This is a genomic window from Mesorhizobium sp. URHB0026 (assembly GCF_054059755.1).
In genome coordinates this window covers 238,510-264,111 of the sequence record NZ_JBSSCN010000001.1, presented here as the reverse complement: position 1 = coordinate 264,111, position 25,602 = coordinate 238,510, and the positions used below count along the sequence as shown (strand labels likewise).

Annotated in this window: 22 protein-coding genes; 8 read left to right on the top strand and 14 right to left on the bottom strand. The window is 63.8% G+C overall.

Going from position 1 to position 25,602, the window contains the following annotated elements:
• Positions 1-8 precede the first annotated feature (8 nt).
• Entirely contained in the window at positions 9-653 is a 645-nt protein-coding gene (locus ACVWWD_RS01350) for a cysteine hydrolase family protein (protein WP_023770326.1), read from the top strand.
• 63 nt (positions 654-716) lie between these two features.
• On the opposite strand, the gene ACVWWD_RS01345 is transcribed toward ACVWWD_RS01350, so the two are convergent.
• The 8 genes from ACVWWD_RS01345 to ACVWWD_RS01310 form a co-directional block, all read right to left on the bottom strand.
• Complete coding sequence (locus ACVWWD_RS01345) at positions 717-2,396, bottom strand: formate--tetrahydrofolate ligase (RefSeq protein WP_352551871.1); 1,680 nt, start codon at positions 2,394-2,396, stop codon at positions 717-719.
• Positions 2,397-2,709: 313 nt separating this feature from the next.
• Entirely contained in the window at positions 2,710-3,834 is a 1,125-nt protein-coding gene (locus ACVWWD_RS01340) for a DUF2333 family protein (protein WP_023770324.1), read from the bottom strand.
• Between the two features lie 103 nt (positions 3,835-3,937).
• Positions 3,938-5,239 carry a DUF6638 family protein gene (locus tag ACVWWD_RS01335; protein WP_023781401.1) on the bottom strand — a complete coding sequence of 434 codons (1,302 nt, stop codon included), beginning with the start codon at positions 5,237-5,239 and terminating at the stop codon, positions 3,938-3,940.
• Between the two features lie 137 nt (positions 5,240-5,376).
• Positions 5,377-7,287, bottom strand: a complete 1,911-nt coding sequence (locus ACVWWD_RS01330) for an ATP-binding protein (protein ID WP_457102869.1) — start codon at positions 7,285-7,287, stop codon at positions 5,377-5,379.
• 24 nt (positions 7,288-7,311) lie between these two features.
• Positions 7,312-8,457, bottom strand: coding sequence for a hypothetical protein (locus tag ACVWWD_RS01325; protein WP_352551869.1), 1,146 nt, complete (start codon positions 8,455-8,457; stop codon positions 7,312-7,314).
• Between the two features lie 40 nt (positions 8,458-8,497).
• Positions 8,498-9,586, bottom strand: coding sequence for a hypothetical protein (locus ACVWWD_RS01320; protein WP_023781403.1), 1,089 nt, complete (start codon positions 9,584-9,586; stop codon positions 8,498-8,500).
• A 319-nt stretch (positions 9,587-9,905) separates the two neighbouring features.
• Positions 9,906-10,295, bottom strand: a complete 390-nt coding sequence (locus ACVWWD_RS01315) for a c-type cytochrome (RefSeq protein ID WP_023770321.1) — start codon at positions 10,293-10,295, stop codon at positions 9,906-9,908.
• Positions 10,296-10,424: 129 nt separating this feature from the next.
• Entirely contained in the window at positions 10,425-11,036 is a 612-nt protein-coding gene (locus tag ACVWWD_RS01310; RefSeq protein ID WP_140665126.1) for a thymidine kinase, read from the bottom strand.
• A gap of 262 nt (positions 11,037-11,298) precedes the next feature.
• On the opposite strand from ACVWWD_RS01310, the gene ACVWWD_RS01305 reads away from it, so the two are divergent.
• The 3 genes from ACVWWD_RS01305 to choV all read left to right on the top strand — a co-directional run bounded on the left by ACVWWD_RS01305 (position 11,299) and on the right by choV (position 14,403).
• On the top strand, positions 11,299-12,234 hold the full coding sequence (locus ACVWWD_RS01305) for a choline ABC transporter substrate-binding protein (RefSeq protein ID WP_023781406.1): 936 nt from the start codon (positions 11,299-11,301) through the stop codon (positions 12,232-12,234).
• Positions 12,235-12,370: 136 nt separating this feature from the next.
• Complete coding sequence (choW, locus tag ACVWWD_RS01300) at positions 12,371-13,225, top strand: choline ABC transporter permease subunit (RefSeq protein WP_023770319.1); 855 nt, start codon at positions 12,371-12,373, stop codon at positions 13,223-13,225.
• Complete coding sequence (gene choV, locus ACVWWD_RS01295; protein WP_023770318.1) at positions 13,222-14,403, top strand: choline ABC transporter ATP-binding protein; 1,182 nt, start codon at positions 13,222-13,224, stop codon at positions 14,401-14,403. Before choW ends, choV begins: the two co-directional genes overlap by 4 nt.
• A 102-nt stretch (positions 14,404-14,505) precedes the next feature.
• Here choV and ACVWWD_RS01290 read toward each other — a convergent pair whose 3' ends face one another.
• The gene (locus ACVWWD_RS01290; protein WP_023781408.1) at positions 14,506-15,915 is read right to left on the bottom strand and encodes an ATP-binding protein; all 1,410 of its coding nucleotides are present in this window, start codon (positions 15,913-15,915) and stop codon (positions 14,506-14,508) included.
• Complete coding sequence (locus tag ACVWWD_RS01285; protein WP_023770316.1) at positions 15,912-16,628, bottom strand: response regulator; 717 nt, start codon at positions 16,626-16,628, stop codon at positions 15,912-15,914. The genes ACVWWD_RS01290 and ACVWWD_RS01285 overlap by 4 nt, the downstream gene beginning before the upstream one ends.
• Before the next feature lie 279 nt (positions 16,629-16,907).
• On the opposite strand from ACVWWD_RS01285, the gene ACVWWD_RS01280 reads away from it, so the two are divergent.
• From ACVWWD_RS01280 to clpS, 4 genes are all read left to right on the top strand, one after another.
• Complete coding sequence (locus ACVWWD_RS01280; RefSeq protein WP_023781409.1) at positions 16,908-17,207, top strand: hypothetical protein; 300 nt, start codon at positions 16,908-16,910, stop codon at positions 17,205-17,207.
• 38 nt (positions 17,208-17,245) lie between these two features.
• Positions 17,246-17,539: a hypothetical protein gene (locus ACVWWD_RS01275; protein WP_352551864.1), complete on the top strand. Its 294-nt coding sequence runs from the start codon at positions 17,246-17,248 to the stop codon at positions 17,537-17,539.
• A gap of 166 nt (positions 17,540-17,705) precedes the next feature.
• On the top strand, positions 17,706-18,020 hold the full coding sequence (locus ACVWWD_RS01270; protein ID WP_023781411.1) for a hypothetical protein: 315 nt from the start codon (positions 17,706-17,708) through the stop codon (positions 18,018-18,020).
• Between the two features lie 129 nt (positions 18,021-18,149).
• On the top strand, positions 18,150-18,455 hold the full coding sequence (gene clpS, locus ACVWWD_RS01265) for an ATP-dependent Clp protease adapter ClpS (RefSeq protein WP_023770312.1): 306 nt from the start codon (positions 18,150-18,152) through the stop codon (positions 18,453-18,455).
• Positions 18,456-18,552: 97 nt separating this feature from the next.
• Here the strand turns inward: clpS and ACVWWD_RS01260 are convergent, their stop codons facing one another.
• The 4 genes from ACVWWD_RS01260 to ACVWWD_RS01245 are packed head-to-tail and all read right to left on the bottom strand — an operon-like array spanning position 18,553 to position 25,471.
• Positions 18,553-20,625, bottom strand: coding sequence for a membrane protein (locus ACVWWD_RS01260; protein WP_023781412.1), 2,073 nt, complete (start codon positions 20,623-20,625; stop codon positions 18,553-18,555).
• A 57-nt stretch (positions 20,626-20,682) separates the two neighbouring features.
• A complete protein-coding gene (locus tag ACVWWD_RS01255) occupies positions 20,683-23,505 on the bottom strand; it encodes a DUF4159 domain-containing protein (RefSeq protein WP_352551858.1) in 2,823 nt (940 codons plus the stop codon).
• Positions 23,502-24,467: a DUF58 domain-containing protein gene (locus tag ACVWWD_RS01250; RefSeq protein ID WP_352551856.1), complete on the bottom strand. Its 966-nt coding sequence runs from the start codon at positions 24,465-24,467 to the stop codon at positions 23,502-23,504. The genes ACVWWD_RS01255 and ACVWWD_RS01250 overlap by 4 nt, the downstream gene beginning before the upstream one ends.
• Entirely contained in the window at positions 24,467-25,471 is a 1,005-nt protein-coding gene (locus tag ACVWWD_RS01245; RefSeq protein WP_023770308.1) for an AAA family ATPase, read from the bottom strand. The genes ACVWWD_RS01250 and ACVWWD_RS01245 overlap by 1 nt, the downstream gene beginning before the upstream one ends.
• Positions 25,472-25,602: the final 131 nt, after the last annotated feature.

Genomic DNA, 25,602 nt, shown 5'->3' with positions numbered 1-25,602 from the left:
GAAACATCATGTCTGCCCCAGCCAACACCGCGGCACGCCGCGCGCTGATCGTCGTCGACGTCCAGAATGACTATGACGGCGGTAACCTGGCCATCCAGCATCCGCCGTTCCGCGACAGCGTCGTCAACGTGACGCGCGCCATGGATGCCGCATCGGCAGCAGGCATCAAGGTCGTGGTCGTCAAGCAGATGGCGCCCGAGATGTCGCCGATCTTCGCCCTGGGCAGCCATGGAGGCGAACTGCATCCCGAGATCGCCAGGCGTGGCCGCAACCATTATGTCGAGAAGAATTTGCCGAGCGCGTTCACCGGCACCGACCTCGAGGACTGGTTGCGCGCCAACGCCATCGATACGATCGCGGTCGTCGGCTACATGACGCATAATTGCGACCTGTCGACCATCATCCATGCCGTGCACATGGGCTTCGCGGTCGAGTTCCTGTCCGACGCGACCGGTTCGGTGCCTTATGCCAACAGCGCCGGCTACGCCTCCGCGGAGGAGATCCATCGCGTGGTGAGCATTATCCTGCAGTCGCGCTTCGCCGCGGTGCTCAAGACCGCCGAATGGATCGACTGCCTGAAGACCGGCGCGCTGCCGGAACGCGACACGATCCATGCGTCCAACCAGCGGGCGCTGTCGCGCAGCGCCGCGTAGCACGATCCGCGCAAAGGGCGCCGCAGCGGTGCGGCGCCCTTCTTGTTTTGTCGAGATAAAAGATCAGAACAGGCCTTCGATCTGGCCGGCCTCGTTGAGGAAGATCTTTTCCGACGACGGCTTGCTCGGCAAGCCAGGCATGGTCATGACCTCGCCGCAGATGATGACGACGAAGCCGGCGCCGGCGGACAGCCTGACCTCGCGCACCGGCACGGTGTGGCCGGTCGGCGCACCGCGCAGGTTCGGGTCGGTCGAGAACGAGTACTGTGTCTTGGCCATGCAGACCGGAAGGTTACCGTAACCGGCATCCTCCCAGGCCTTCAACTGGTCGCGCACCGATTTGTCGGCGATGGCTTCCGAGCCGCGATAGATGCGCTGAACGATAGTGTTGATTTTCTCGAACAGCGGCATGGAGTCGGGATAGAGCGGCGCGAACTGCGAGGCGCCGGATTCGGCGAGCGCCACCACCTTCTTGGCAAGCTCCTCGATGCCGGCGGAGCCGTTGGCCCAGTGCTTGCACAGGATCGCTTCCTCGCCCATCGAGGCGACATAGTCCTTGAGAGCCTGGATCTCGGCATCGGTGTCGGAATAGAAGTGATTGATGGCAACGACCGCCGGGACGCCGAACTGCCTGATGTTCTCGATGTGGCGCCCAAGGTTCGGGCAGCCCTTCCTGACGGCTTCGACATTCTCCTTGCCAAGGTCTTCCTTCTTGACGCCACCATTCATCTTCATGGCGCGCACGGTGGCCACGATGACGGTGGCGGCCGGCTTCAGTCCGGCCTTGCGGCACTTGATGTCGAAGAACTTTTCGGCACCCAGATCAGCACCAAAACCGGCTTCGGTGACGACGTAGTCGGCAAGCTTGAGCGCCGTCGTGGTGGCGACGACCGAATTGCAGCCATGCGCGATGTTGGCGAACGGGCCGCCATGCACGAAGGCCGGGTTGTTCTCCAGCGTCTGCACCAGATTGGGCTGCATGGCGTCCTTGAGCAGGACGGCCATGGCGCCGTCGGCCTTGAGGTCGCGGGCATAGACCGCCGACTTGTCGCGGCGATAGGCGACGATGATGTCGCCGAGGCGCTTTTCCAGATCCTTCAGGTCGGTGGAGAGGCAGAGGATCGCCATCACTTCCGAGGCGACGGTGATGTCGAAGCCGGCTTCGCGCGGAAAGCCGTTGGCAACGCCGCCGAGCGAGCAGATGATCTCGCGCAGCGCCCGGTCGTTCATGTCCATGACGCGGCGCCACACCACGCGGCGGGTGTCGATGCCGAGTTCATTGCCCCAGTAGATGTGGTTGTCGATCAGAGCCGACAAAAGGTTGTGCGCCGTGGTGATGGCGTGGAAGTCGCCGGTGAAGTGGAGGTTCATGTCCTCCATCGGCACGACCTGCGCGTAACCGCCGCCGGCGGCACCGCCCTTGACGCCGAAATTCGGGCCGAGCGAAGCTTCACGGATGCAGACGATCGCCTTCTTGCCGATGCGGTTGAGGCCGTCACCGAGGCCGACGGTGGTGGTGGTCTTGCCCTCGCCGGCCGGAGTCGGGTTGATGGCGGTGACGAGGATCAGCCTGCCGTCCTTGTTGCCCTTCACCGACTTGATGAACTCGGCCGAAATCTTGGCCTTGTCGTGGCCGTAGGGCAGCAGATGTTCGGTCGGGATGCCGATCTTCTGGCCGATCTCCTGGATCTGCTTTTTCCTGGCGCCACGCGCGATCTCGATGTCGGACTTCACTTCGGCCATGACGGCGTTCCTCTGGATTGGACGGTGGAGGGGACGGGGTTGATCTTACTCGCAAGAAGGCTGGAGCCGGACGCGCGGGGCATCTAACCCTGTCGCTGCGGCGGCGTCAACTTTCATGCAACTATGTTTCCTATAGAGAAAATTCCTCTGCGGCGGGCCGACCTATCCCCGGTTCTTTATGGCTCCGCTTGCCGCGCCGTATAGAAGCCAGAGCAGGGGCGCTTCCGCCGTCTCAAAACAGCCGCACAATGCACGGAATGCGACAGACGCGACGACGCAAATCCGCCATCGCGAGTGTTGCTGTGGGACAGCGCTACTGCGTCAGCACGTTGCTGATTTCGACCATGTTCGAGCGCACCCGAAGCACGTAGAAGCCCATCGTTGTCAGATGGGTGGGCAGCAGCCAGCCGTCCTCGCGGCCATTGGCGATGATGAAGGGCTGGATGCGCAAGGCCGACACGAACTGCGCGTCCATCGTGTCCCACAGGCTCTGCAGGTGCTTTTCCTTGATGACGTCCTCGAAGTCGGCCTGGGCACCCTTCATCAGGCCGTAATAGGCATAGAGCTGGCCATAGGCGAACCAGTAGCGGTCGTCGGCGCGAGTATCGAACCAGCCATTGTTGTGGTTCTCGGCACGCTCCTTGAGGATGGCGGAGGTCGAGCCGATGTCACTGGCAATGCGATCGATATACTGCTTCAGATTGTCGGCGCGGGCATCGAAAGTGGCCTGGCAGGTGGCGAGCCGGGCATTGAACGAACGCAGCTTGCGCACGGCGTCGCGATAGTAGCTCGGCGTCGGTGTCTTCGGTCCAAACGGGCTCACGCCGAAATACCAAGTATACTCGTCGAACTGCAGATTGCCGCGCGCGTCCTGCAGGTCGGCATCGATCTGCGAGGTGGTGCGCACGCGGCCGAGATTGTCGGCAAGCTCGGTCGCCGTGCGTCGCACCGCCTGGTTGATGCCGCGCTGGAAAGAGGCCTTGTTGTCCATCCACGGGGTGTTGTCCCAGTCGATGCCGAACAGGCCGAGCTTGTAGAGGATCATCGACGAGATCCAGGCATTCTGGTTGACGTTGAAGTCAGTCAGGTCCGCCGCCACCTGGGCGATGCCGGAGTTGCCGCAAGTCTTGGCCGTGTCGGTGCCGGCGCCGGCGGACACCTGCTCACCGGCGGAAACGTTGCGCTTCTCGAACGTGTAGGTGTCGGGATAGTTCGGATTGAACTTGTTCCACCACTGGGTGGCGTAGAAGAAGTTGGCGTAAAGGCCGATCAGCACCAAAAGAGCCAGCCCGACCACGGCCTTCAGGATCCAGCCGCGTTGCGTGTACCAGCGGCCGGCCCACATGAAGGGCCACAGGATCACGCCGATCAGAAGGCCGATGCCGCGGCCGATCCACTGGAACAGCCTGACGAAGAAGTTCACGATCGGGTCGAGCATGGCTGTATCACCCCCTCGGCACGATGCCAAAAAGTTGCAGACTTTTTGGATAACATCATGCACCAAAACAACAAGTTAGAACGGAATGACGGTTCATATCGTTCTAGTCGGTCAGGCCGTAGAGGCGTGTGCGAAACGCCGCCTTTTCCTTCAAATATGTGGTTTTCAGAACGTCCACAACATGAGATCGCCAGGCGTCGCTGAAGCCGTCATAGTCCTTGTAGAAGCCGTCCTTGTTGAAGATATAGCGGGACACGAAGTCCGACGGCACGAAATCCGAGATCAGCCGGTTGGTCAGCCAGGCGTCGGGATGGTCAGGCTTGGCGCGGACCACCAGGAAGCGCTGTTGCGGGAAGACGTCCTCGATCTTGAGATGGCCGAGCTGGGCAATCTCGCGCTTGGCGGCGTTGAGGAAGGGAAAATTGCCGTCCCTGGTGATCAGGTCGGCATGGCTCTGGATCCAGGTCTGCAGCCAGACCTTGTCGACATCGGTCAAATTGCGGTTCGGCTCGGCGTCGCGGATCAGCGCGCGCACCACCATTTCGGCGCGGTGCTCGAGATAGCCCGAGGTTTCGATCCAGGAGGCGCGCGGCAGTTCGATGCGGCCGGTGGCGGCGAGGAATTTGAACACCTTGTCGGCGTCCTTGATGGAGAGATAGCTCACCTGCCAGGGCCGCGAGCGGCGGAAACCGGGGGCGGCCGGATCGCTGATCACCGTCGTCATGTCGGGATCGACGAACACGTAGAGGCCGCCGAAATGGCTGGTCCAGTAGGCGTTGTGGCGGAAGATCACCTGGTCGGGCACCAGCGCGTTCTCTCTGATGTCGCCGCAGATCTTGGCAAGTTCCACCATGCGGGTCAGCATGGCATTGTCGCGCCAGGCGTCGGGCTCCTGCTTCAGCCGGTCGACGAGCTTGCCGAGTTCAGCAGCCTTGCCCAACACGTCCTCGGCCGACAGCACCTTGAACTCGACCTGGCTGATCGACAGCAGGTCCTCGATGTCGTTCACCTTGGGAACGGAATCCTCGATCTCGCCGTAGATCACGTCCTTGATGGTCAGCGCGTCTATGGCGCGCTGGTTCGTGGACATGAATTCGAACATCAACTGCGAGGTGTTCGAGAAGGCCGTGTGCACCACCGGCAGGTTGATCTGCGAAGGCGTCAGGATGATGAAGCGGCGGTTGACCTCGTTGGGATCGAGGTAATCGTGGTCGCCGCATTCCTCCGCAACTTCAGGAGAAAAGCCGGTGCGGTCGATCTGGAAGCTCTTCAACTTTGTCGGCTTGAGACCGAAAGCCGTCAGCGCCTTGTTGTAGCGCTGGATGAGATGCGGCTCGTCGACCGTGAGCAGCCGCCCATAGATGAGCTCGTTGTCACGGAGAAGGTCGGGTTTGCGGACGGTCATGTCAAAGAATCCGAAAGGCTTTGCCTGACAAGGCGAAGCGCCAACGTTGACGTCCCCCTCTCCCCGTGAAGGACGGGGAGAGGGGGGCATCGACGTTGGAGCCACACTTTTCGGCACCCGTGGGCAACGAAGCAAATTCACGCATTCCACAGACCCTTCTTCTTCATCTCCTCCATCTCACGCGCCGCGCGTTCGCGCAGCCTTGCGTCGCGCAGCAGCTTCTCCACCGCGGCATCGTCGGACTTGTCGGAATAGCGGAACTCGGAATCGGCGTAACGGTTGATCTCCTGCATGACCATGTCCATCGAGAACGGCCCGCGCAATTCCTCGATCATCGCTTTCTTGTCGTCGTAGCCCTTGTGCATGAAGGCTTCCGGCTTTTCGAACCAGTCGTCGGGAAGCTCGATGTCCATGGCACGCATCTTGATGGCGTCGGTGACGTTCTTGATGGCGCGGCCGGTGAAGCGCGGCTCGGCATCCTTGATCAGGTGCAGGTAGGTGCCAATGTCGGCCATGGTCTTGGGCGCGCCATTTTCCTTCATATAGCGCTCGTAGACCCTCACCAGTCCGTCCTCCCGCGGCTTTTCATGCTCTTCATAGGCCTCGGTCACGGCGCGCTGGATCTCCTGCGCGGCGTAGAGCTCGTGCTTGCCCAGGGGGATTTCGTGATTCTTGCCGGCGAGCAGCACAAAAATGTCGATATAGTCGTCGCGGGTCTGCGGCCCGTCGACCAGCCAGCGGGCGGCGGCGCGCTGGCGCAGGGCATCGTCGACATTCTCGGGATAGTTGGAAAACATGCCGAACGAGCAATTGCCGCGCACCACGGTGGCAGCACCGGCGAAGGCGTCCATCAGCACGCCGGTGATCTCCTGCTGGCCGGCCGAGGCGCGATCGTCGGAACGGCGGGCGGCCACCTGGTCGATGTCGTCGATGGTACCGAAGCCGATGACGCGCGGGTTCAGGACATTGTTGATGAACTGGCGGCAGTTCTGGCCCGACTTGCCCTGGTAGGACGAAATCTGGTCGACGCCGAAATTTTCATAGGCAAAAGGGTAGCCGGCGACCTGGCAATAGCCGTTGACGAGGCCGGCGATCATCTGGATCAGCGTCGTCTTGCCGGTGCCGGGCGCGCCGTCGCCGATGAAGGTGAACAGGAAGCCGCCGAGCTCGACGAACGGGTTCAGTTCACGCTCGAAATCATAGGCCATCAGCATCTTGGCGAGCTTGACCGACTGGTATTTGGCGATGTGGTTGCCGACCACCTCTTCCGGCTTCTTGAAGGTCATCACCAGCGGCTTGGAGCGCTTGCCGGGCGCGACGTCGAAGCCGTCGAGGGTGAAGTCGTCGGCGTCGATGCGGATATGGGCGTTCTCGAATGGGCCGATGCCGTCGAAGCGGCTTTTGCGCGCCAAAAGCCCGTCGATGGCGACGCGGGCGAAGGCGCGCGACCTGGTCATTAGGTCGGTGTCGTCGGATGCGCCGGTAACCGCCTTGTCGAGACCGGCCAGGATCGACTTCACCGCATCCTGTGGCGTGTCGAAGAGAAAATCCGGCTCGGGGATGTCGTTGGGCGCCTCGCCATCGCTGTCGATGAGCTGGAACAGATAGGACACCAGGCTGAAGGCCGAGATGTAAGCCGAAGCCGACAGAAGCTTCTTGAAGGTGGACGCGTCATCGCCCTCAAGTGGCGCGCGGACATTCCTGGCCTGAAGGCTTTCGAGATCGGAGCCTTCGGCGAAGACGTCCGATACCGCCAGCGCAATTGCCGTGCCGCGCCTGGCGCGAAACAAAAGCGTGTGCTGCGGGATGGTCAGCAACTGGTCGTCGGGATGAACGGCGCCGACCGTCTTCGACAGCTCGACCTCGCGGGTGCGGCGCACCGAACCGACCGAAACGGTGGAGACGAAGCGGCGGTTGGTGCCGGCCAATGCCGTGCCGGATTCGCGTGATGGATCCTCCAGCACGACGATGCGGGTGATGAAGCTCTGCGCGGTGGCGCGGTGTTTTTCGATAGCCGCTTCCGGGATGGTGGTCAGGCCGGTGTCCATGAAGGGTGCTCCGTGGTGTGACGGTCAGACGTCTGAGATGACCTGCCCATTCGACAGGATGTGAACCTTGTAGCCGCCAAAGATCTTCTGTGCTTCGCCGGCGGCGTAAAGCGCCTGGTAGGCTTCGTGCGGGATCAGCGCGTGGTTTTCATAGCTCGACACGCCCTGGCGCGCGGCTTCCAGGTCGTCGGTGTTGATGAAGAATTCCTGCGTCGTCTTCTCGCTGGAGAACAGGCCCTTGCGGCCGGGCTTCTCGCCCTTGGAATAGACTTCCTGGATGGTCCAGGTCAAAAGCCAGGCATTTTCGGGCTTGCGCACCTTGGCCAGCACTTCCGTCACCGTCGAATTGTTGTCGGTGATGCCTGCCGAGTAGAAGGGGCCAAGTACCACCCGCCTCAGCTGCTTGGGGTGCAATGGCTCGAAATCCTTGTCGAGATTGACCGCGATGGTCGCCGGCGACAACGTATAGGCCGAATTCTTCTCGGTGAAATCGTCGAAGCGGTGGGCAAGCTCGGGGTTGAGCAGGCCGTCGACGGGCAGCGGAATGTCGACCTTCTCATTGAGCTTGCCGCTCCGGTCGACAAGCTGGCGGACCATGCTTTCCGAGGAATCCTCCACCGTCACCATGTAGACCAGCGGCAGGTTGGCGCTGCCGTCGAAAGTTGCCCAGTGGACGAGATAATAAGGCCGCGCCGTCTTCGGATTGACCGACACCTTGGCCGTCTGCGCCAGCGTGAACGGACCGAAGGTCTGCTCGCTCTTGACGTCTTCGAGATAGAGTCGCTCGGCCATCGATTTCTGCAGCGCCTCGGGGAACTCCTTGTGGCGCAGGATGAAGTCGGCCATCTCCTCACGCAGCTCGCCGGCCTGGGGGATGTTGGCGAGCCGCGCGTCGGCCTGCAGGCGGTCGTTTTCCAGTTCAAGCAGGTTCTGGAACACCGGGTAGCCGCTCTCGGCGCGCGAAATGCGGAATGTGTCCATGAAGCCCAGCCGGTTGCGCCAGCAGGAAAAGGACTTGTCGAGCCGAGCGATGTACTCGGCAACGATCTTGGCGACGATGCCGTGCCGGTAAAGCGGCGAGCGGTCGTCGCGCATGAACACTTCAAGGCCGCTGAGCGCGGCCGTGATTGCCGAGAAATACCGGGCCGCGGCGTCGTTTTCGGGGGTCATGCTATCAGTCCTGGGATTGTCGCACGGGTGCGCGCGGCAATTATGACTGCACGTAGTTGGCCGAATTGTGCTTCTTCAGCACCTCGTCGAAGCGGCGGGCAAAGGCATCGTCGGCCAGCTTCTTGCGGCGCTGGATGTCGGCGCTGGCGACCATGTTCTTTTCGTGCATCTCCAAGAGATCGCCGATGTGCTTCTGCGAGGCGGCGCCGATGCCGGCCATGGTTTCCTCGGCCGTGTTGTCGACCTGGCTGCCCAGCGTGTTGATCTTGTGGGCAACGTCCTGCTGGGCGGCGGTCTTCAGCGAGTCCTCGAGCGCCTTGTAGAGCACGATGCGCTGTTCGGTATCGATGGTCAGCTTGTTGATCAGCGTCGACTGCGCGGCGATCTGGTTGTTGAGCGAATCGACGAAGGTCTGGAACATCGAGGTATAGCGCTCCAGCGTCTGGCTTTCGGCCAGCAGTTCCTGTTCCTTGGCCTGCTTTTCATTGTATTCGGTGGCGAGCTTGGAACGCTCGCCCTCGAGCTGCGTGCGGTCCTTCTGGCTGGTCGAGGCGGCGATCCTGTTTTCGATGTCGAGCAGCATCGGATTGAGCTCCTCGATGCGCTTCTGCACGGTTTCGAGGTTGGTCATGGTGGTCTTGCGGCGCTCGATCACCTGCGACAGGCTGGCCTCGGAGGTCTTGTAGCGCTGGTCGAGAATTTCCTTCTGCGCCTTCAATATGCCGACGATGGTATCGGACTTGGCCAGCAGCTCCTGCAGGTTGCCGGCGAGCGACATGTTGCGGACGCGATCGGTGCGCATGCGCTGCTTGCGCTGCGCCGAAAAAACGCCGACGAAGTTTTCCCAGCCGGTATAGTTCTTCATGCTCTCGAACTCGGCGCCGAAGACGTTGGTGGCGTCCTCCAGCCCGATGATGAGGTCGGCGATGTTGCCTTCCATCACCTTCTGCTGTTTCAGTACATCCTCGATGCGGGCGTTCTCGATGTCGAAATTGGCGTCGCCGATCTTCTTGTCGGCGGTTGCGAGCGTGTCGAGCACGGTTCCGGATTGCTCGATCTTGGTGCGCATGTCCTGGACGACCTGCTTGGTCTTGGCAATTTCGGCATCGAAATTCTGCAATGTCGCCATAGGGGCCTCCCGCTTCGGCTTCCGCTCGCTGGTTGCGAACAGCGGCGAATATATGTGGGGTATCCGGGGATTGAAAGACGTGAAGACAGTGCACGACGCGAAAACAAATATCCGGCCGAACCCTTGAAAGCCAATGGAGCCGTGGTCATGGCGTGATCAACTGGCAGGCCCAACCTTGTTCAGCTGATTTTGAACTTTGATGCCGGCAAAGCAATCAGTCCACGCGGAAGCGAATGGCTCCTAACCCCGACAACAACTGGCCATTTGCAGCCCCACACGGCGGCGCAAGTCCGCCCGTCCGACGACGAACGGCGTCGGCTCAGGGCTTGGGGTCGGCCTTCAGATAGGCGATGACGTTGGCGATGTCGTCGTCATTGTTGAGGCCACCAAAGGCCATCCTGTTGCCGGGCACCTTCAGCTTTGGCGATCTGAGGTATTCGGCAAGATTTGCCTCGTCCCAGACGAGACCGGCAGCCCCCGCGCTTTTCATGGCGTCCGAATAATGGCCGAGGAAGCTTTCGGCGGTTCCCGCCTTGCGGCCGACGACACCCATCAGATGCGGGCCGACCTTGTCGCGGTCGGTCGCCGCCTCATGGCAGGCCATGCATCGGTTAAAAACATGTTTGCCCAGCACAGGGTCGCCCCCGGCCTGGGCGGTAACGGAGGTGGCAAGCAGAAGAAGGCTGGCGGACAAGACGGCTCGAAGCATGGCTGACCCCGGGAAGCTCTGACTGAGGACGGGAAAATAGGGCGCTGACCTTAACAAAGGCACCATAGAACGGCGCGACTGCAAGGGGTGGCAGCCGGCTACCAGACGCCGACGCCCCAGCGAGCCACTTCAGCGGCTGATAAAGCCGATGAAGTCGTCGGGGGCCGCGCGGCCCATTTCCTCTTCCCAATGCCGGCGGCAGAGCGAGACGTAGACATCCTTGCCGATCGCCACCTGTTCGCCCTGCCGGGCCACCTTGCCGTCGGGACCGAGGCGCACGACCATCGTCGCCTTGCGGCCGCAGCGGCAGATGGTGCGCACTTCGCGCAGATCGTCGGCGATCGCCAGCAGCGCGCGCGAGCCGGGAAACAGCTTGCCCTGAAAATCGGTGCGCAGGCCATAGCACATGACCGGGATGTTGAGCCGGTCGGCGATGCGGGCAAGCTGCCAGACCTGCTCCTCCTCCAGGAACTGCGCCTCGTCGACAAAGACGCAATGTACCGCCGTGTGCTGGTGATGCTCGGCGACGCGGGCGAACAGGTCGTCGCCGTCGCGGAACATCTCGGCTTCCGTTTCCAGACCGATGCGCGACGAGATCAGGCCGGTGTCACCTTTGCGGTAGTGGCCGGCGACGAACAGCATCGTCGTCATGCCGCGCTCGCGGTAATTGTACGACGCCTGCAACAGCATGGTCGTCTTGCCGGCATTCATCGTCGCGTAGTGGAAGTAAAGCTTGGCCATGCCGCCCTTTTAAGCCGACTTGCCACGCCTCGGGGAGGGGCCGGCGCCGCATTCCCCTGAAAAAGCCGCCGTTGCCGAGCCAGATTGGGCTTGGGCTCGGCACGGAAAGCGTCAGCGGTGTCGCTGATGGGCCAGCCAGCGCCGTTGATCGTGATTGTCTTAGCGCTTGAAACCACTCCAGAATGGTGTTTGGCTGACGAAACAAGGCGGGCACAAAAAACGTAACTTCGCTTCGCCAAAGAATCGCAATGGGAGAATACAGATGTCGCGTATGAATTCCTTCGTCGCCGGCCTAGGCTTGGCGGCTTTCCTGTCCACGAGCGCCGCCTTCGCGGGCGATCCGGCAAGCTGCAAGGCGGTTCGCCTCTCCGATGTCGGCTGGACCGACATCCAGGCCACCACCGGGCTGGCCTCGGTGCTGCTCACCGCGCTCGGCTACGAGCCGCAGGTGATCCAGCTCTCTGTTCCGGTGACCTATGCGTCGCTGAAGAACAAGGACCTCGACGTCTTCCTCGGCAACTGGATGCCGTCGATGACCAATGACATCAAGGACTATACGGCCGACGGTTCGGTCGAGACCGTCAGCCAGAACCTGGCCGGCGCCGGTTACGGCATCGTCGTGCCGACCTATGTCGCGGATGCCGGCGTCAAGTCGCTGACCGACCTCGGCAAGTTCAAGGACAAGTTCAATGGCAAGATCTACGGCATCGAGGCCGGCAATGACGGCAATCGCATCATCCTCGACATGATCAAGAACCCGAAGGACAACCTCGACGGGTTCGAACTGGTCGAATCCTCGGAGGCCGGCATGCTGACGCAGGCCGAGCAGTCGATGAAGAGCAATGAGTGGATCGCCTTCCTCGGCTGGACGCCGCATCCGGTGATGGGCGCCATGAAGATCACCTATCTCGACGGCATGGGCGACAGCGGCTTCGGCGCGGCCACCGTCTCGACCAATGTGCGCAAGGGCTACATGACCGAGTGCCCGAATGTCGGCAAGTTCATCGCCAACCTGAAGTTCAATCTGGATATGGAAGGCCAGATGATGGACGCCATCCTGAAGGGCAGCGATGCCAACAAGGTCGCAACCGACTGGTTGAAGAAAAACCCGGATGCGGTCAAGCCCTGGATCGCCGGCGTGACCACCTTCGACGGCGGCGACGCGGCGGCGGCGGTCAAGACCGCGCTCGGAAGCTGAGCCGACTTTTGATTTCGGCGTGACCGAAACAGAGGGCAGCCTTTGTGGAAAAGGCTGCCCTTTTTCGTATCCTGTGACAAGATGACGTCGCGACAGTACGGGGCCGAAGGCAGAGCTCTGGCAAACGAGGGGTGAGATGGATCCGATTTCCAAGTTCATGGTCGATCACAAGATCCCGATCGGCGCCTGGGGAAAGGCGTTCTTCGGCTTCCTTACCGACAATTTCGACACGGTCTTCAGGGCTTTCTCGAATGGCCTCAATTTCCTGCTCGACGGGCTGGTCAACATTCTGCTGATGGTGCCGCCGGTGGTGCTCGCTTTGGTGATTGCCGTCATCGCCTGGCTGCTGCAGCGTTCGCGGCCGCTCGCCATCGGCGTTTTCCTCGGGCTGATCTTCATCATCAACCAGAACCTTTGGAAACAGACGGTGCAGACGCTGGTGCTGGTTGTCGCGGCGGCGGCGGCGGCGATGGCGATCGGCGTGCCGCTCGGCATCTGGGCCGCGCACAAGCCGAAGGTCTATCGCATCATGCTGCCGGTGCTCGATCTGATGCAGACGCTGCCGACCTTCGTCTACCTGATCCCGGTGCTGACGCTGTTCGGTCTTGGCAACGCGCCCGGCCTGATCGTCACCATCATCTTCGTCATCCCGACCGCGGTCCGGCTCACCCATCTCGGCGTCGTCTCGGTACCGAAGTCGATCATCGAGGCCGGCGAGGCCTTCGGCGCCACCAAGAGCCAGCTGTTGTGGAAGGTCGAGCTGCCCTCGGCGCTGCCCACCATCATGGCGGGTTTGACGCAGTCGATCATGCTGTCGCTGTCGATGGTGGTGTTCGCGGCCCTGATCGGCGCCGGCGGGCTCGGCACGGAAATCAACCGGGCGCTCGGTTCGCGCCGCATCGATCTGGGCCTTGAGGCCGGTCTCGCCATCGTCGTGCTCGCCATCGTGCTCGACCGGATGACCCGCATTGGCGTTGGAGGCAAGAAATGACCGTCGCCGTCGATTTCAGGAATGTCGATATCGTCTTCGGCGCCGACCAGGCCGGCTCGCTGGCGATGATCGACAACGGCGCCACCCGGGCCGAAATACTCGAGAAGACTGGCAATGTGCTCGGCTGCGCCGGCGCCAGCCTCACCGTGCATGAAGGCGAGATCTCGGTGCTGATGGGCCTGTCCGGTTCGGGCAAGTCGACGCTGCTTCGCGCGGTCAACCGGCTCAACGTGGTGTCGCGCGGCCAGGTGCTGGTCAAGGACGGTGACCGCACGGTCGATGTCGTCACCTGCGACGAGCCGACCTTGCGGCGGCTGCGGCAGAAGCAGGTGGCGATGGTGTTCCAGCAGTTCGGCCTGCTGCCATGGCGCACGGTGGAGGAGAATGTCGGCCTCGGCCTCGAACTCGCCGGGGTGCCGGATGCAGAGCGCAAGGAGCGGGTGCATCGCCAGCTCAAGCTGGTCAATCTCGACCAATGGTCGAACAAATACGCTCATGAGCTGTCGGGCGGCATGCAGCAGCGCGTCGGCCTGGCACGTGCCTTCGCCACCGAGGCGCCTATCCTGTTGATGGACGAGCCGTTCTCGGCCCTCGACCCGCTGATCCGCACCAAGCTGCAGGACGAACTCTTGCAGCTGCAGGCGGAATTGAAGAAGACCATCATCTTCGTCAGCCACGACCTCGAGGAGGCGCTGAAGATCGGCAGCCACATCACCATCATGGAGGGCGGCCGTATTGTCCAGACCGGCGCGCCGGAAGACATCGTGCTGCGCCCAGCCAACGACTATGTCCGCGACTTTATCGCCAATGTGAACCCGCTCTCGGTGCTGACCGCCTGGAACGTGATGCGCGACCGCCGCGATCTCGAACAGGGCAAGGACGGCTGGGTGTGGCTCGACCGGCGCAAGACGACGCGCTTCAAGATCGACGAGCACGGGCTGGTGGCGGCGGCCGAGCGCGATGGCAAGCCGGCCGTATGGGTGTCCTGCGCCGATGTCGAGAGCCAGCCGGAGGAGTTGGCGCAGGTGTTCTGGGCCAATCCGGGCACCTCGCTCAAGACCGTGATGCTGGCCATGCACCGGTCGCAGACCGCACCCGTGGCGCTGTTCGACGACCAGTCGCGCTTCGTCGGCGCGATCGGCATTCGCGATGTGCTGAGCGCGGTGCTGCGGCGCTGATGCATGTCGCCCAACCGTAACCTCGGTTTGGGAAGACATGCACAAAAACAAAGACTAAAGCGCGTCGCCTGATCCGTTTCGGCGCGCTTAGGCGGCTACGTCCTAAGCCGCCATCGGCAGGCGCAACTCCGTCAGCAGGCCGCCGTCCGGATGGTTGGACAGGCGCACTTCACCGCCCGCCGCGCGCGCGATGTTGCGGGCAATGGTCAGCCCAAGCCCGAGGCCGCCGGTCTGGCGGTTGCGGGACTGTTCGAGGCGGACGAAGGAGCCAAAGACGGCGTCGATCTGGGCCTGGGGAATGCCCGGTCCCTCGTCACGGATGGCGAGCGTGATCGTGCCGTCCAAGCGGCTGAGGCTGAGATGCGCCTGCTTGCCGTAGGTGACGGCATTCTGCACCAGATTGGTGACACAGCGCTTGAGCGCCACAGGCCGCGCCATGCAGATCAGGCCGCGCGGGCGGATGTCGTCATTGTCGAAGGACACCGTCTCGTAGCTGTCGGCGACCGATTCAACGAGCGACCAGAAATCGATCCGTTCGGCCTTCTCTTCCGTGACCTCGAATTTGGCGAAGTCTATCACCGAACTCGCGATGCTTTCGATGTCGGCGAGATCGTGGGCGAGGGCCTGGCGCGCCGGTGATCTGCGCAACAGCTCCAGGCGCAGCCGCATCCTGGTCATCGGCGTGCGCAGGTCGTGCGCGAGGGCCGCCGCCAGGTGCTCACGATCCTCGACATATTCGCGCAGCCTCCCCTGCATGGCGTTGATCGCCTTGGCGGCGGCGCGCACCTCGCGGCTGCCGCTCTCGGCGATCGGCGGGCTCTTGAGGTCGTTGCCGATCCGGTTGACGGCGGTTTCCATCATCCGGTAGGGCGCGGTCAGCCGGCGCAGCGACCAGATCGACATGATCACCACCAGCCCCGCGATCAGCGAATAGAGCGGCAGGCTATCGACGCTCAAGATCGGGCCGACGGGCGTGATCGGTTCGGTGAAATTCAGCCATTGGCCGTCGGCGAAGCGCAGCGAAGCCGTCAGCTTGTCGCTCTGGGCGAAATCGGCGGCCAGCACCAGAAGATCTCGCTCGACCTGGCCGATCTCGGGTCCCGGTGCCGCGCCGCCGGCATCGTCGGCTTCGCGCGTCGCCGGATCGCGCCGCACGCGCGCGTCGGTGATGCCGAACTTGGACAGTCGGCCGACGAGGATGTCTTCGAGTTCGGCCAGTTCGTCGTCGCCGGCGATCGAGGAGGTGACGGCGGGCGTGTCCGAGACGGTGAGCGCGTAGGTGGAGTTGAAAAGCCCGGTCGCCGTCGCCTTGCGCTCGTCCGGCGTGGCGTCGTGCATCAGCTGCACGAGCGAGAAGGCGCGGTCGTTGAGGCGGTAAAGGTCGACCACGTCATTGGCGGCGGCGCGGTCGCGCGATACGATATACAGCGTCGCGACCTGACTGATCAGCAGGCCGGCAATGACGATCAGCAGCACCCAGACAGGCAAGGTCTGCGGCAGGAAACGTCTCATTCGGAGGTCGTCTCGGGCAGGAACTGATAGCCGCCGCTGCGCACGGTGAGGATCAGTTTGGGCGTCTTGGGATCATCTTCCATCTTGCGCCGCAGCCTGGAGACAAGGATGTCGATGCTGCGATCGAAGGAATAGTCACTGTCGCCGCCGGAGAGTTCAATGAGCTGATCGCGGGTCAGCACGCGCTGGGCGCTCTTGACGAAGGTCTGCAGGAGGTTGAACTCAGCCATGGTCAGTTCGACCCTGACGTCGTCAGGCGCGGTCAGCCGCCGCCGCGAGCAGTCCATCGTCCAGCCGGCGAAGTGGTAAATCTGCTTGGTGGTGGCGCGCTTGGGCTCGGCGGCGCCATTGCGCCGCAGCACGGCGCGGATGCGGGCCAGCAATTCGCGCGGGTCGAAGGGTTTGGGCACATAGTCGTCGGCGCCCATCTCGAGCCCGACGACGCGGTCAGTCGTCTCGGTGACGGCGGTCAGCATGATGATCGGCGTCGAATACTGGGCGCGGATGTCGCGGCACAGTTCCAGCCCGCTCCTGCCGGGCAGCATCACGTCGAGCACGATCAGATCCACCTGCGTGCGGCGCAGGATGGTTTCCATCTCGGTGCCGTCGGCGGCAACCGAGGTGTGCAGGCCCCGCTTCTGGAAGAACTCCTGAAGCAGGTCGCGGATGCCCTTGTCGTCGTCGACGATGAGTATGTGTGTCTCGGATTTCACAGCTGCCCTGTCTGGTTTGCCGGCCACGCCATTCTTGGCTGGTGAGCCACACGATAGAATTCGGGCCGTATGTTGGCCAGTGCCTTGCTTTTCAAGGAAAAATGAATACCGCCTTCTCCACATGAAGCAACGGCCAGATTGGCGTGGCTTGGCCAGACACAATCCAGAAACAAAATTCTACAATCCGGAAAAACTCCTGAAAAGGTAGGCCGGCATAACGGTGCCGTGGCGGTCAGGTCATCGGCTGCGACGCTAGTCTCCGGGTTAACGGATAAACCGATGCCAAGATTGTCGATCAGTTCGTTGGGAGTTTTGCTGGGCCTTGGCCTGCTCACTGCCGCTGTCGGCCAATCCGATGCAAAGGCGCCGCTGACCCGGAGCGAACGGTGCGCCAATCTCAGCCACCAATTTGATGAAGCCCTCGAAACCCATGCCACGGCAACGCAGGTCACCGCGGCAAAGGCACTTCAGAGAAAGGGTAACCGGTACTGCGCCGCCAAGAAACAGGCGCAGGGCATCCGGATGCTCGCCAATGCTTTGAAGCTGCTTGGAGTGACACCGAACGACCCGGTCCAGTGACACTCAAAACGACCCGTACAAAAAAGGAAAACGAAGCCATGAAGAAATCCCTCCTGTCCGCCCTTGGTCTCGCCGTCGCTCTCGCCTTCTCGATGCCCGTTCTCGGCAACGCTGCCGCGACCACGACCGCTGCCCCGGCCGCTGCCACCACGACCACCGCTCCGGCTGCTGCCGCGACGACCACCGCTCCGGCCATGGCTGCTCCGAAGAAGGACGCCAAGAAGACCGTCTGCAAGGTGACCAAGAAGCACAAGTGCCCGGTCAAGAAGGCCCCCGCGATGGCGGCTCCCGCGAAGGCGGCCCCCGCGAAGGCTGCTGCCAAGAAGCCCTGATCAGCTTCGAGGTTAGTTCTAGCAAGGCCGCCCCAGCCGCAAACCGGCTGGGGCGGCCTTCTGCCAAGGGCACTGTCGGTCGATGAGCTGACGCCGGCGGCTTCCAGCCACGTATCTCGATCGTGCTTAACCCGTTTGCAATGCCGGCCCTGTAGGACCAATCCGCATGAAGAAGCGGCTTTCGTCCATTTTTCGCTCCATGGTGATCGGCGGCCTGGTTGCCACCGGCGCCGCCAGGGTGCTGATTCTGCTCACCGCCAGCCCCGTGCCGGACCCTGCAAGCGGGCGCACCGAGCCTTCGCTGTTCGCACCGGCGATTTCCAGCAACTGGGATTACATCACGCCGGTGCAGGCCTGGCTTTTGATCGTGCTCGCCGGCGTGACGCTGATCTGTGTTGCCGGATGGCCGATCGCGGCATGGCTGGAACGCCGGGCCGATGCGGACGAAACGCGCCGCGTCTTCCGCCGTCAGGGCCGTTGAACCGCGACCGATAATTCTCCACATGATCCTGAAGGACCGGGCCCGCCCGCCGACGGTCCGTAAATGGACGATCACTGCCGCCTGCGGCAAAATGCGGACTTAAGCTGATCGCGAAAACAGTCGGTTCGAATGCCTGAAATCACCACAAAACCGCGCACCAAGGTCAAGCCACGGACAGAGCGGCCGAAGCTCTACAAGGTCATTCTCGTCAATGACGATTTCACGCCGCGCGAATTCGTGGTGACGGTGCTGAAAGGCGAGTTCAAGCTCTCAGAGGACCAGGCGCACCGGGTCATGATCACCGCGCACCAGCGTGGCGTCTGCGTGGTCGCGGTCTTCACCAGGGATGTCGCCGAGACCAAGGCGACGCGGGCCACCGACGCCGGCAAGGCCAAGGGCTACCCACTGCTGTTCACGACGGAACCGGAGGAGTGAGGAGGGGCTCGTCATAGTCTTGGTTTCGACAATTGGCGAACCATTCGCGACAGCGTCTTTCTCCCCGTATACGGGGAGAAAGAAAGAGCGCACCGCTCTACCGTCCCTCGCGGTACCACATCGAACCCATCGCTAGGAGCAACAGGCCGAGGCCGAGGAAGCCGCCGAACAGCGGCACGCGCGACACGGCCTTGAGCACACTGTCGTCGGTGGTGCGCAGGCCGATCCAGTCGCTGCCCGACGCCTCGCCGGCCGAGCGCACCGGCACGATGGAAGGCAGCGTCACGTCGCTGGCCGTGGCAGACGCCAGCCGGCGCACGCTGCCGCCGGTGGCTTCCGCCGGCGCCTTCAGCCGCTCCTGCGTGGAGACGACGTCGGCGAATTCCGGAGCGTTGACCGGTCCGACATGGGCAAGCGCGGTGAGATCGCCATTGGCAACCTGGAAGAGGCCGATCTCGCTGGTCTGGACGCTGCCGAGGAAGACGCCGGGCTCGGACTTGTCGAGCTTGACGGTGAGCGTCTTGCCGGAGGGGGTGATGATCTGCGCCGGGCCCGGATCGTCGGCCATGGTTTGGCGGCGGATCTCCAGCACCATGCCGCGTCCTTCGGCGGTCAGCCGCTCTTCTTCGAGCTCGGGCTCCTTCATCAGCCAGTGGGCGATGCGCCGGTAGAGCTGGACATGCGGGCCACCGCCCTCGAAGCCGCGCGCCCACAGCCAGCCCTGGTCGGACAGAAGCATGCCGACGCGGCCTTCACCCTTGCGGTCGAGCAAAAGCAGCGGCCGGTTATCGGCGCCCTTCATCACCACTTCGCCCTGCGGATTCTGCACGCCGATGGTGCGGAACCAGCGGCTCCAGTGCGGCGGCTCGGTGGCCGAACCGTCGAGGCCACGCGTCACCGGGTGACGCTGACCGAGTTCGGTGAGGCGGGGATAAAAGGCCTTGTCGACAACCTCGCCGGTCGGCATGGCCGGCAGCGCCGACATTAGCGGCGTGCGTGCGATCGAAGCCTCGCCGGCATATTCGGGACCGGCGGCGATCAGCAGCGCGCCGCCCTTTTCGACATATTCGGAGATGTAGTCGTAATAGAGGATCGGCAGCACGTCGCGGTGCTGGTAGCGGTCGAAGATAATCAGGTCGAAATCCTTGATCTTTTCGACGAACAGCTCGCGGGTCGGGAAGGCAATCAGCGACAATTCGTTGATCGGCGTGCCGTCCTGCTTCTCCGGCGGCCGCAGGATGGTGAAATGGACGAGATCGACCGAGGCGTCGGATTTCAACAGATTGCGCCAGGTGCGCTCGCCCGCGTGCGGTTCGCCCGAAACGAGCAGAACGCGCAGGTTCTCGCGGATGCCGTCGACCAGCGCGATGGCGCGGTTGTTGGTGTCGGTCAGTTCGCCCGGTTCGCGGTCGATGGCCAGTTCGACGATATTGCGCCCAGCACCCGGGATGGTCACCTGCAGCGGCATGGCCTGGCCGACCGTGGCATGCTCGACCGAAACCTGCTCGCCATTGACCGAGACGCGCACATCGACCGGTCCGGTCTCGTTTTCGGTCGAGATGACGCGATAGCTCATGTCGAGCGGCTTGCCGACAAGGCCGAAACGCGGCGCGTTCTCGAAACGTATGCGGCGGTCCTTCTCATGGTCGTTGCCGGTGATCAGGGCATGCAGCGGGGCGTTGAACTCGGGCGTGCCCGACGGCGTGTCATGCACCTCGCCGTCGGTGATCATGATAGCGCCGCCAATGCGCGAGGGCGGCACGTCGCGGAAGGCGCCTTCCAGCGCGCCGAACAGCCGCGTTTCCGTGCGCTCCTCGGCGGCGTCGGATTTGCCGGCCTCGACGACACGGACGTCGAACTGCTTGAAGCGGCCAAGACGCTGCTGCAGCCCGGCCACGGCCTCGTCGGTCTGCCTGGTGCGGTCGCCAATGTCCTGGCTCTGGCTGCGGTCGACGACCAGCGCGACGACGCTTCTCAGCGGCTCGCGCTCCTCGTTGAGGAATACGGGGTTGAAGAGGGCGGCGGCGAGCGCCAGCAGGGCAACCAGGCGCAGGACCGCGCCGCGCTGGCGAAACCACAGGCCGACGAGCGCCAGCAGCGCCAAGGGTACCAGCACCAGGGCCAGCAGCGGCCAGGATAGAAGCGGTTCGAAGGAGATCGACCAGTTCATGCTTCATCCCCTCCGTTGTGGAGAGAGTTGACCGCCGTGGGGGGCAAGAACGTCATCCTACTGCCCCAGCCGTTCGAGCAGGATGGGAACATGCACCTGGTCGGATTTGTAGTTGCCGGTCAGCATGTACATCATGATGTTGACGCCGGCGCGCAGCGCGTAGACCCGCTGCATCGGATCGTTCGGTATGGTCGGCAGCAGCGGGTCGCCATTCTCGTCGACCGCCCAGGCACCGGCGAAATCATTGGCGGTGATCATGATCGGCGATACGCCGTCGCCGGTGCGCACCGGCCGGTTGTCGGCATTGCTGGCATCGAGCGATGCCTCGACCCAGAGCGGGCTGCCGGCGAAGCGGCCGGGAAACTCGGGCAGGATGAAGAAGGATTTGGTCAGCACATGGTCCGACGGCACCGGCTCCAGTGGCGGCACGTTGAGGTTGCCGAGGATGTCGCGCAGCCGCTCGGTCGCCGGGCTGGTGGAATCGGCGCCGATGCCGTTGGCGAACTGGTCGCGGGTGTCGAACAGCACGGTGCCGCCCTGCTGCATATAGGCGTCGATGCGGGCGATCGCGGCCGGGCTCGGCATCGGTGCCGCCGGATCGACCGGCCAATAGATCAGGGGATAGAAGGACAGTTCGTCCTTCGAAATGTCGACGCCGGCCGGTGCGCCCGGTTCGAGTGCCGTCTTCTCGATAAGGAAGCGGGTCAGACCCTCGAGCCCGGCGCGGCTGATCGAATCGACACCCGGGACGCCGGTCAGCACATAGGCGATGCGGGTTTTTGAAATCGCCTCGATAGCAACCTGATCGCCCGGCTTGGCATCATCGGCGCGCGCGATATCGGCATGGCCGAACAATGCGCCAAGCGCGATCAGCACGGCGGCCGTGGTCGCGGCCGCACCGGCACGGCGCGGCCGGCGCGAAAACAGGCCGCCCATCCACAACACCGCCAGCGTGTCGAGCAGCATCAGCAACAGAGCCGCCGCGACCAGCGCGCCCTTCAGGTTGCGCGATTCATCGAAGGCGTACTGGACGGTGGTAACAGGCACCGTCACTTGCGGGCGCGCCAGCGGGGCGAAGGTGCTTGAGGCGTCGAGCAGATTGTGGGCGAAGACGCCGGTCTCCGAGCCATAGAGGCCAGGCGGGTTCTCGAAGGTGACCGGCAGTGGTCCCGCGCCCGGCACCAGCGGCCTTGCATCCGGTGTCGGCGGCACCAGCGAGCCGTCGGCCGCGATCATCCGATAGGGTGCCAGCGACGTCGCGGCGGCTTCGGCATTGGCGATCGCCGCGCCCTGGTTGCGCGACAATTGCACGATGCGGCGCAGCATCTCCACGAAGCTGCCCGAGATCGGCAGGTTCGACCACGTCGCCTCGGGCGTGACATGGAACAGCACCAGCGTGCCCTTGCCCTTCTTCAGCCCGGTCACCAGTGGCGTGCCGTCGGCAAGGGCCGCCCAGGTGCGCTCAACGATGTCGGGTGTCGGTTCGGCCAGCACCTGCCTGGTCACCGTGACCTCGGTCGGCGGCGCCAGGTCGGCGAAGGGGCCGGCCTTGGGAAATTCGGTGACTGGCTGCGGCGAGGTCCATGACAGCGCGCCGCCGAGCGAACGCTCGCCGGTGCGCAGGCGGACCGGCAGCAAATCGTCGTCATTGCCGGCGGCGGCCAGCCGCGAGCCGGCGAAACGCACGAGCGTGCCGCCATTGTCGACCCAGTCGACCAGTCTTTGCCGGACCTGTGCGGGAATGGTGCCGATATCGGCCATGACGATCATCGCCGGCTTCTGGTCGAGGATCTGCGGGATGGCGTCGGCGAGATCGGCGCTGGAGGGCTCGACCAGATCGGCGAAGGGCTGCAGCGCGCGCCTGATGTAGTAGAGCGGCGACAGAAGCGGCTGCGCCTGGTCGGCTTCGGCTTGCGACAACAGCCCGACGCGGCGGCGTTTGGAGCTTTCGTCGAGCACGCGCACGGCACCCGCATGCCGTTCGCCATCGAGCGCGATCGAGGCGAAGTCGTTGCGCAATTCGAACGGCACCGCCATGGTGCCGGTGGCCGTGGCTTCGCCCGGCGCGAAGGTCAGGGTCGCATCGGCGATGCGGCGGCCCTTGTTGTCGAATGCGCCGGCGGTGACCTGCGCCGGGGCGGGGTCGCCGGGCGCGCGGATAGCGGTCAAACCAAAGCCATCAACCTGGTTTTCGGCTAATGTCAGGCCAGTCAGCGACAGCCGGTCGGCCACCGCCCAGACGATGCGGGCGGCATTCTTCGACAACAGCGTGTTGAAGGCGGCCTCGTCGCCCTTTGCCGCTAGGCCATCGGCCAGCACGGCGACGCTGGCGCCGGGCAAGGTTTCCAGCATGCCGGCGACGCGGGCATAGACGGCGGGCCGGTCGGTGGGGATCGGCCGCGGCTTGGCGGCGCGCAGCCGGTCGAGCGCGGCGGCGGCATCGAAGGGGCCGATCTCGGCATTGGGCTTTTCGGCGGTGAAGGCGACGACAACAGGCACGCCGTTCGAGCCGGCGTCGTTGATCAGCCGCTCGGCGGTGGCGACGCGCTTGTTCCAGTCGGCGGCGCTTGCCCAATCATTGTCGATGACCAGGGCAAGGGCGGCACCCTCGGCCGGCAGCTTTTCGCGCGGGTTGAACACCGGTTCGGCCAATGCCGCGACGACGAGGGCGGCCATCAGCAGCCTGAGCAGCGTCAGCCACCAGGGGCTGCGCCGCAGGGTTTCCTCACGCCTGAGCACACGGGCCAGGATCTTGAGCGGCGGGAACACCTCGGTCCGCGGCTTTGGCGGGGTGAGCCTCAGCAGCCACCAGATCACCGGCAGCGCCAGCAGCCCCCACAGCACCATGGGGGCGCCGAAGGAGAGCGGCAGCCAGCTCATGCGACCGCCTTTCCAGGCTGATCGCCCTTGGCGATCAGCCTGGGCTGATCGCCGGCAATCATCCCGGTATGCCCGCCATCGGCGGTCATCGCCATGTGCAGGCGCACCAACGCGTCGGACGCGAGTCGGTCGGTGTGGTTGACGGTAAAGCTCCAGCCAAGCCGCTTGCACCAGCCGGCCAGCTCCTGGCGGCGAGCGGTATAGAGCAGGCGGTATTCATCGGCCAACATCTCGGCGCGGCCGGCGGTCAGCTTGTCGCCGGTCTCGGGATCGGTGAACTCGGTGCGGCCGGCATAGGGGAAGGTTTCCTCGGCAGGGTCGGCGACTTCGATCAGATGGGCGCGCACGCCATGGCGGGCGAGCACGTCGAGCCAGGCCATGGTTTCCTCGACAGGGTCGAGGAAATCGCTGACGATGACGATGTCGCAGAAGCGCCTGATGTCGGAGAGATCGGGTTTTGCCGGCAGTTCGCCGGCATGCATGAGCTGGGCGGCGATGCGCTCGGCGCCGTTGCGGGCGGTGAATGGATCGGTCAGATCAGGCCAGGCGATGCGTTCGCCGCTGCGTGACAAAAGCTCGGCCATGGCCAAGGCCAGCACCAGCGCGCGCGATTGCTTGGAAACGCCGGCTCCCGTCGATTTGTAGAGCATGGACGGCGAGGGGTCGGCCCACAGCCAGACGGTGTGGGCGGCTTCCCATTCGCGGTCGCGCACATAGGTGTGGTCGTCGCGGGCCGAGCGGCGCCAGTCGATGCGCGAGGCGTCGCCTTCGACATAGGGCCGGAACTGCCAGAAATTCTCGCCGATGCCGCGCTTGCGGCGGCCATGCCAGCCGGCGATCACGGTGTTGACGATACGGCGTGCCTCGACCAGCAGGTCGGGAACCAGCGAAGCCCGCAACCGGCCTCGGGCGAGCGCATCGCGCGTCGCTGCCGGGGCCTGGACTTCGCCGATAGGCGCCATCAAATGCCTTTCACAAGCTTTGCCACCACGTCGCGCACGCTGGTGCCCTCCGCGCGGGCGGCGAAGGTCAGCGCCATGCGATGCTGCAGCACCGGTTCGGCCAGCGCCCTGACATCGTCGACCGAGGGGGCCAGTCGTCCGTCGTAGAGCGCGCGGGCCCTGGTGCACAGCATCAGGGCCTGGCTGGCGCGCGGGCCCGGGCCCCAGGCGACATGCTTGTCTGTGTCGGCATTGCCCTGGCCCGGACGCGCCGAGCGCACCAGGGTAAGGATCGCCTCGACGACGCTTTCGGGTACCGGCATGCGGCGGATCAGCGTCTGGATCTCCTTCAGCCGCGCTGGCTGCAGCACGTTCTGGGCTTTCGCGTCCTCGACGCCGGTGGTTTCCAGCAGGATACGGCGCTCCGCCTCGATTTCGGGGTAGAGGATGTCGACCTGCATCAGGAAGCGGTCGAGCTGGGCTTCGGGCAGCGGGTAGGTGCCTTCCTGCTCCAGCGGGTTCTGCGTCGCAAGCACATGGAAGGGGGAAGGCAGGTCGTAGCGCGCGCCGGCAATGGTGACATGATATTCCTGCATCGCCTGCAGCAGCGCCGACTGCGTGCGGGGCGAGGCGCGGTTGATCTCGTCCGCCATCAGCAGCTGGGCGAAGATCGGCCCGGAAATGAAGCGGAACGAGCGCTTGCCGGTCTCGTCCTGCTCCATGACCTCGGAGCCGAGGATGTCGGACGGCATCAGGTCGGGCGTGAACTGGATGCGGCGCGAATCGAGCCCGAGCACGACGCCCAGCGTCTCCACCAGCTTGGTCTTGGCGAGGCCCGGCACACCGACCAGAAGCGCATGGCCGCCGGCCAGCAGCGCCACCAGCGTACGCTCGACGACGTTCTCCTGGCCAAAGATCACCCGGCCAACCCCGTCGCGGATCCTGGAGATGTCGGCAAGCGCCTTCTCGGCCTCGGCGACCATGTCCGTTTCGCTGATCGGGCTTTCCTTGACCATCACGCTCATGCCGCATCGATCCCTTCGGTTGGAAATGCCATGGTTTGGAAATGCTGGCCCGCACCATACCATAGGCTGCCGCGATTCGGCCTCGCGGGGCGCCTATGGTTGAACTTAAATCACAGACTTAGGCTGACAAG

Excerpts from the sequence above, each read along its gene's own strand:
- ACVWWD_RS01280 (WP_023781409.1), top strand. The coding sequence starts at position 16,908 with ATGCCAAGATTGTCGATCAGTTCGTTGGGAGTTTTGCTGGGCCTTGGC.
- ACVWWD_RS01310 (WP_140665126.1), bottom strand. The coding sequence starts at position 11,036 with ATGGCCAAGCTTTACTTCCACTACGCGACGATGAATGCCGGCAAGACG.
- ACVWWD_RS01260 (WP_023781412.1), bottom strand. The coding sequence starts at position 20,625 with ATGAACTGGTCGATCTCCTTCGAACCGCTTCTATCCTGGCCGCTGCTG.
- ACVWWD_RS01335 (WP_023781401.1), bottom strand. The coding sequence starts at position 5,239 with ATGACCGTCCGCAAACCCGACCTTCTCCGTGACAACGAGCTCATCTAT.
- ACVWWD_RS01340 (WP_023770324.1), bottom strand. The coding sequence starts at position 3,834 with ATGCTCGACCCGATCGTGAACTTCTTCGTCAGGCTGTTCCAGTGGATC.
- ACVWWD_RS01270 (WP_023781411.1), top strand. The coding sequence starts at position 17,706 with ATGAAGAAGCGGCTTTCGTCCATTTTTCGCTCCATGGTGATCGGCGGC.
- ACVWWD_RS01255 (WP_352551858.1), bottom strand. The coding sequence starts at position 23,505 with ATGAGCTGGCTGCCGCTCTCCTTCGGCGCCCCCATGGTGCTGTGGGGG.
- clpS (WP_023770312.1), top strand. The coding sequence starts at position 18,150 with ATGCCTGAAATCACCACAAAACCGCGCACCAAGGTCAAGCCACGGACA.
- ACVWWD_RS01350 (WP_023770326.1), top strand. The coding sequence starts at position 9 with ATGTCTGCCCCAGCCAACACCGCGGCACGCCGCGCGCTGATCGTCGTC.
- ACVWWD_RS01275 (WP_352551864.1), top strand. The coding sequence starts at position 17,246 with ATGAAGAAATCCCTCCTGTCCGCCCTTGGTCTCGCCGTCGCTCTCGCC.
- choV (WP_023770318.1), top strand. The coding sequence starts at position 13,222 with ATGACCGTCGCCGTCGATTTCAGGAATGTCGATATCGTCTTCGGCGCC.
- ACVWWD_RS01250 (WP_352551856.1), bottom strand. The coding sequence starts at position 24,467 with ATGGCGCCTATCGGCGAAGTCCAGGCCCCGGCAGCGACGCGCGATGCG.
- ACVWWD_RS01290 (WP_023781408.1), bottom strand. The coding sequence starts at position 15,915 with ATGAGACGTTTCCTGCCGCAGACCTTGCCTGTCTGGGTGCTGCTGATC.
- choW (WP_023770319.1), top strand. The coding sequence starts at position 12,371 with ATGGATCCGATTTCCAAGTTCATGGTCGATCACAAGATCCCGATCGGC.
- ACVWWD_RS01345 (WP_352551871.1), bottom strand. The coding sequence starts at position 2,396 with ATGGCCGAAGTGAAGTCCGACATCGAGATCGCGCGTGGCGCCAGGAAA.
- ACVWWD_RS01325 (WP_352551869.1), bottom strand. The coding sequence starts at position 8,457 with ATGACCCCCGAAAACGACGCCGCGGCCCGGTATTTCTCGGCAATCACG.
- ACVWWD_RS01330 (WP_457102869.1), bottom strand. The coding sequence starts at position 7,287 with ATGGACACCGGCCTGACCACCATCCCGGAAGCGGCTATCGAAAAACAC.
- ACVWWD_RS01245 (WP_023770308.1), bottom strand. The coding sequence starts at position 25,471 with ATGAGCGTGATGGTCAAGGAAAGCCCGATCAGCGAAACGGACATGGTC.
- ACVWWD_RS01305 (WP_023781406.1), top strand. The coding sequence starts at position 11,299 with ATGTCGCGTATGAATTCCTTCGTCGCCGGCCTAGGCTTGGCGGCTTTC.
- ACVWWD_RS01320 (WP_023781403.1), bottom strand. The coding sequence starts at position 9,586 with ATGGCGACATTGCAGAATTTCGATGCCGAAATTGCCAAGACCAAGCAG.
- ACVWWD_RS01315 (WP_023770321.1), bottom strand. The coding sequence starts at position 10,295 with ATGCTTCGAGCCGTCTTGTCCGCCAGCCTTCTTCTGCTTGCCACCTCC.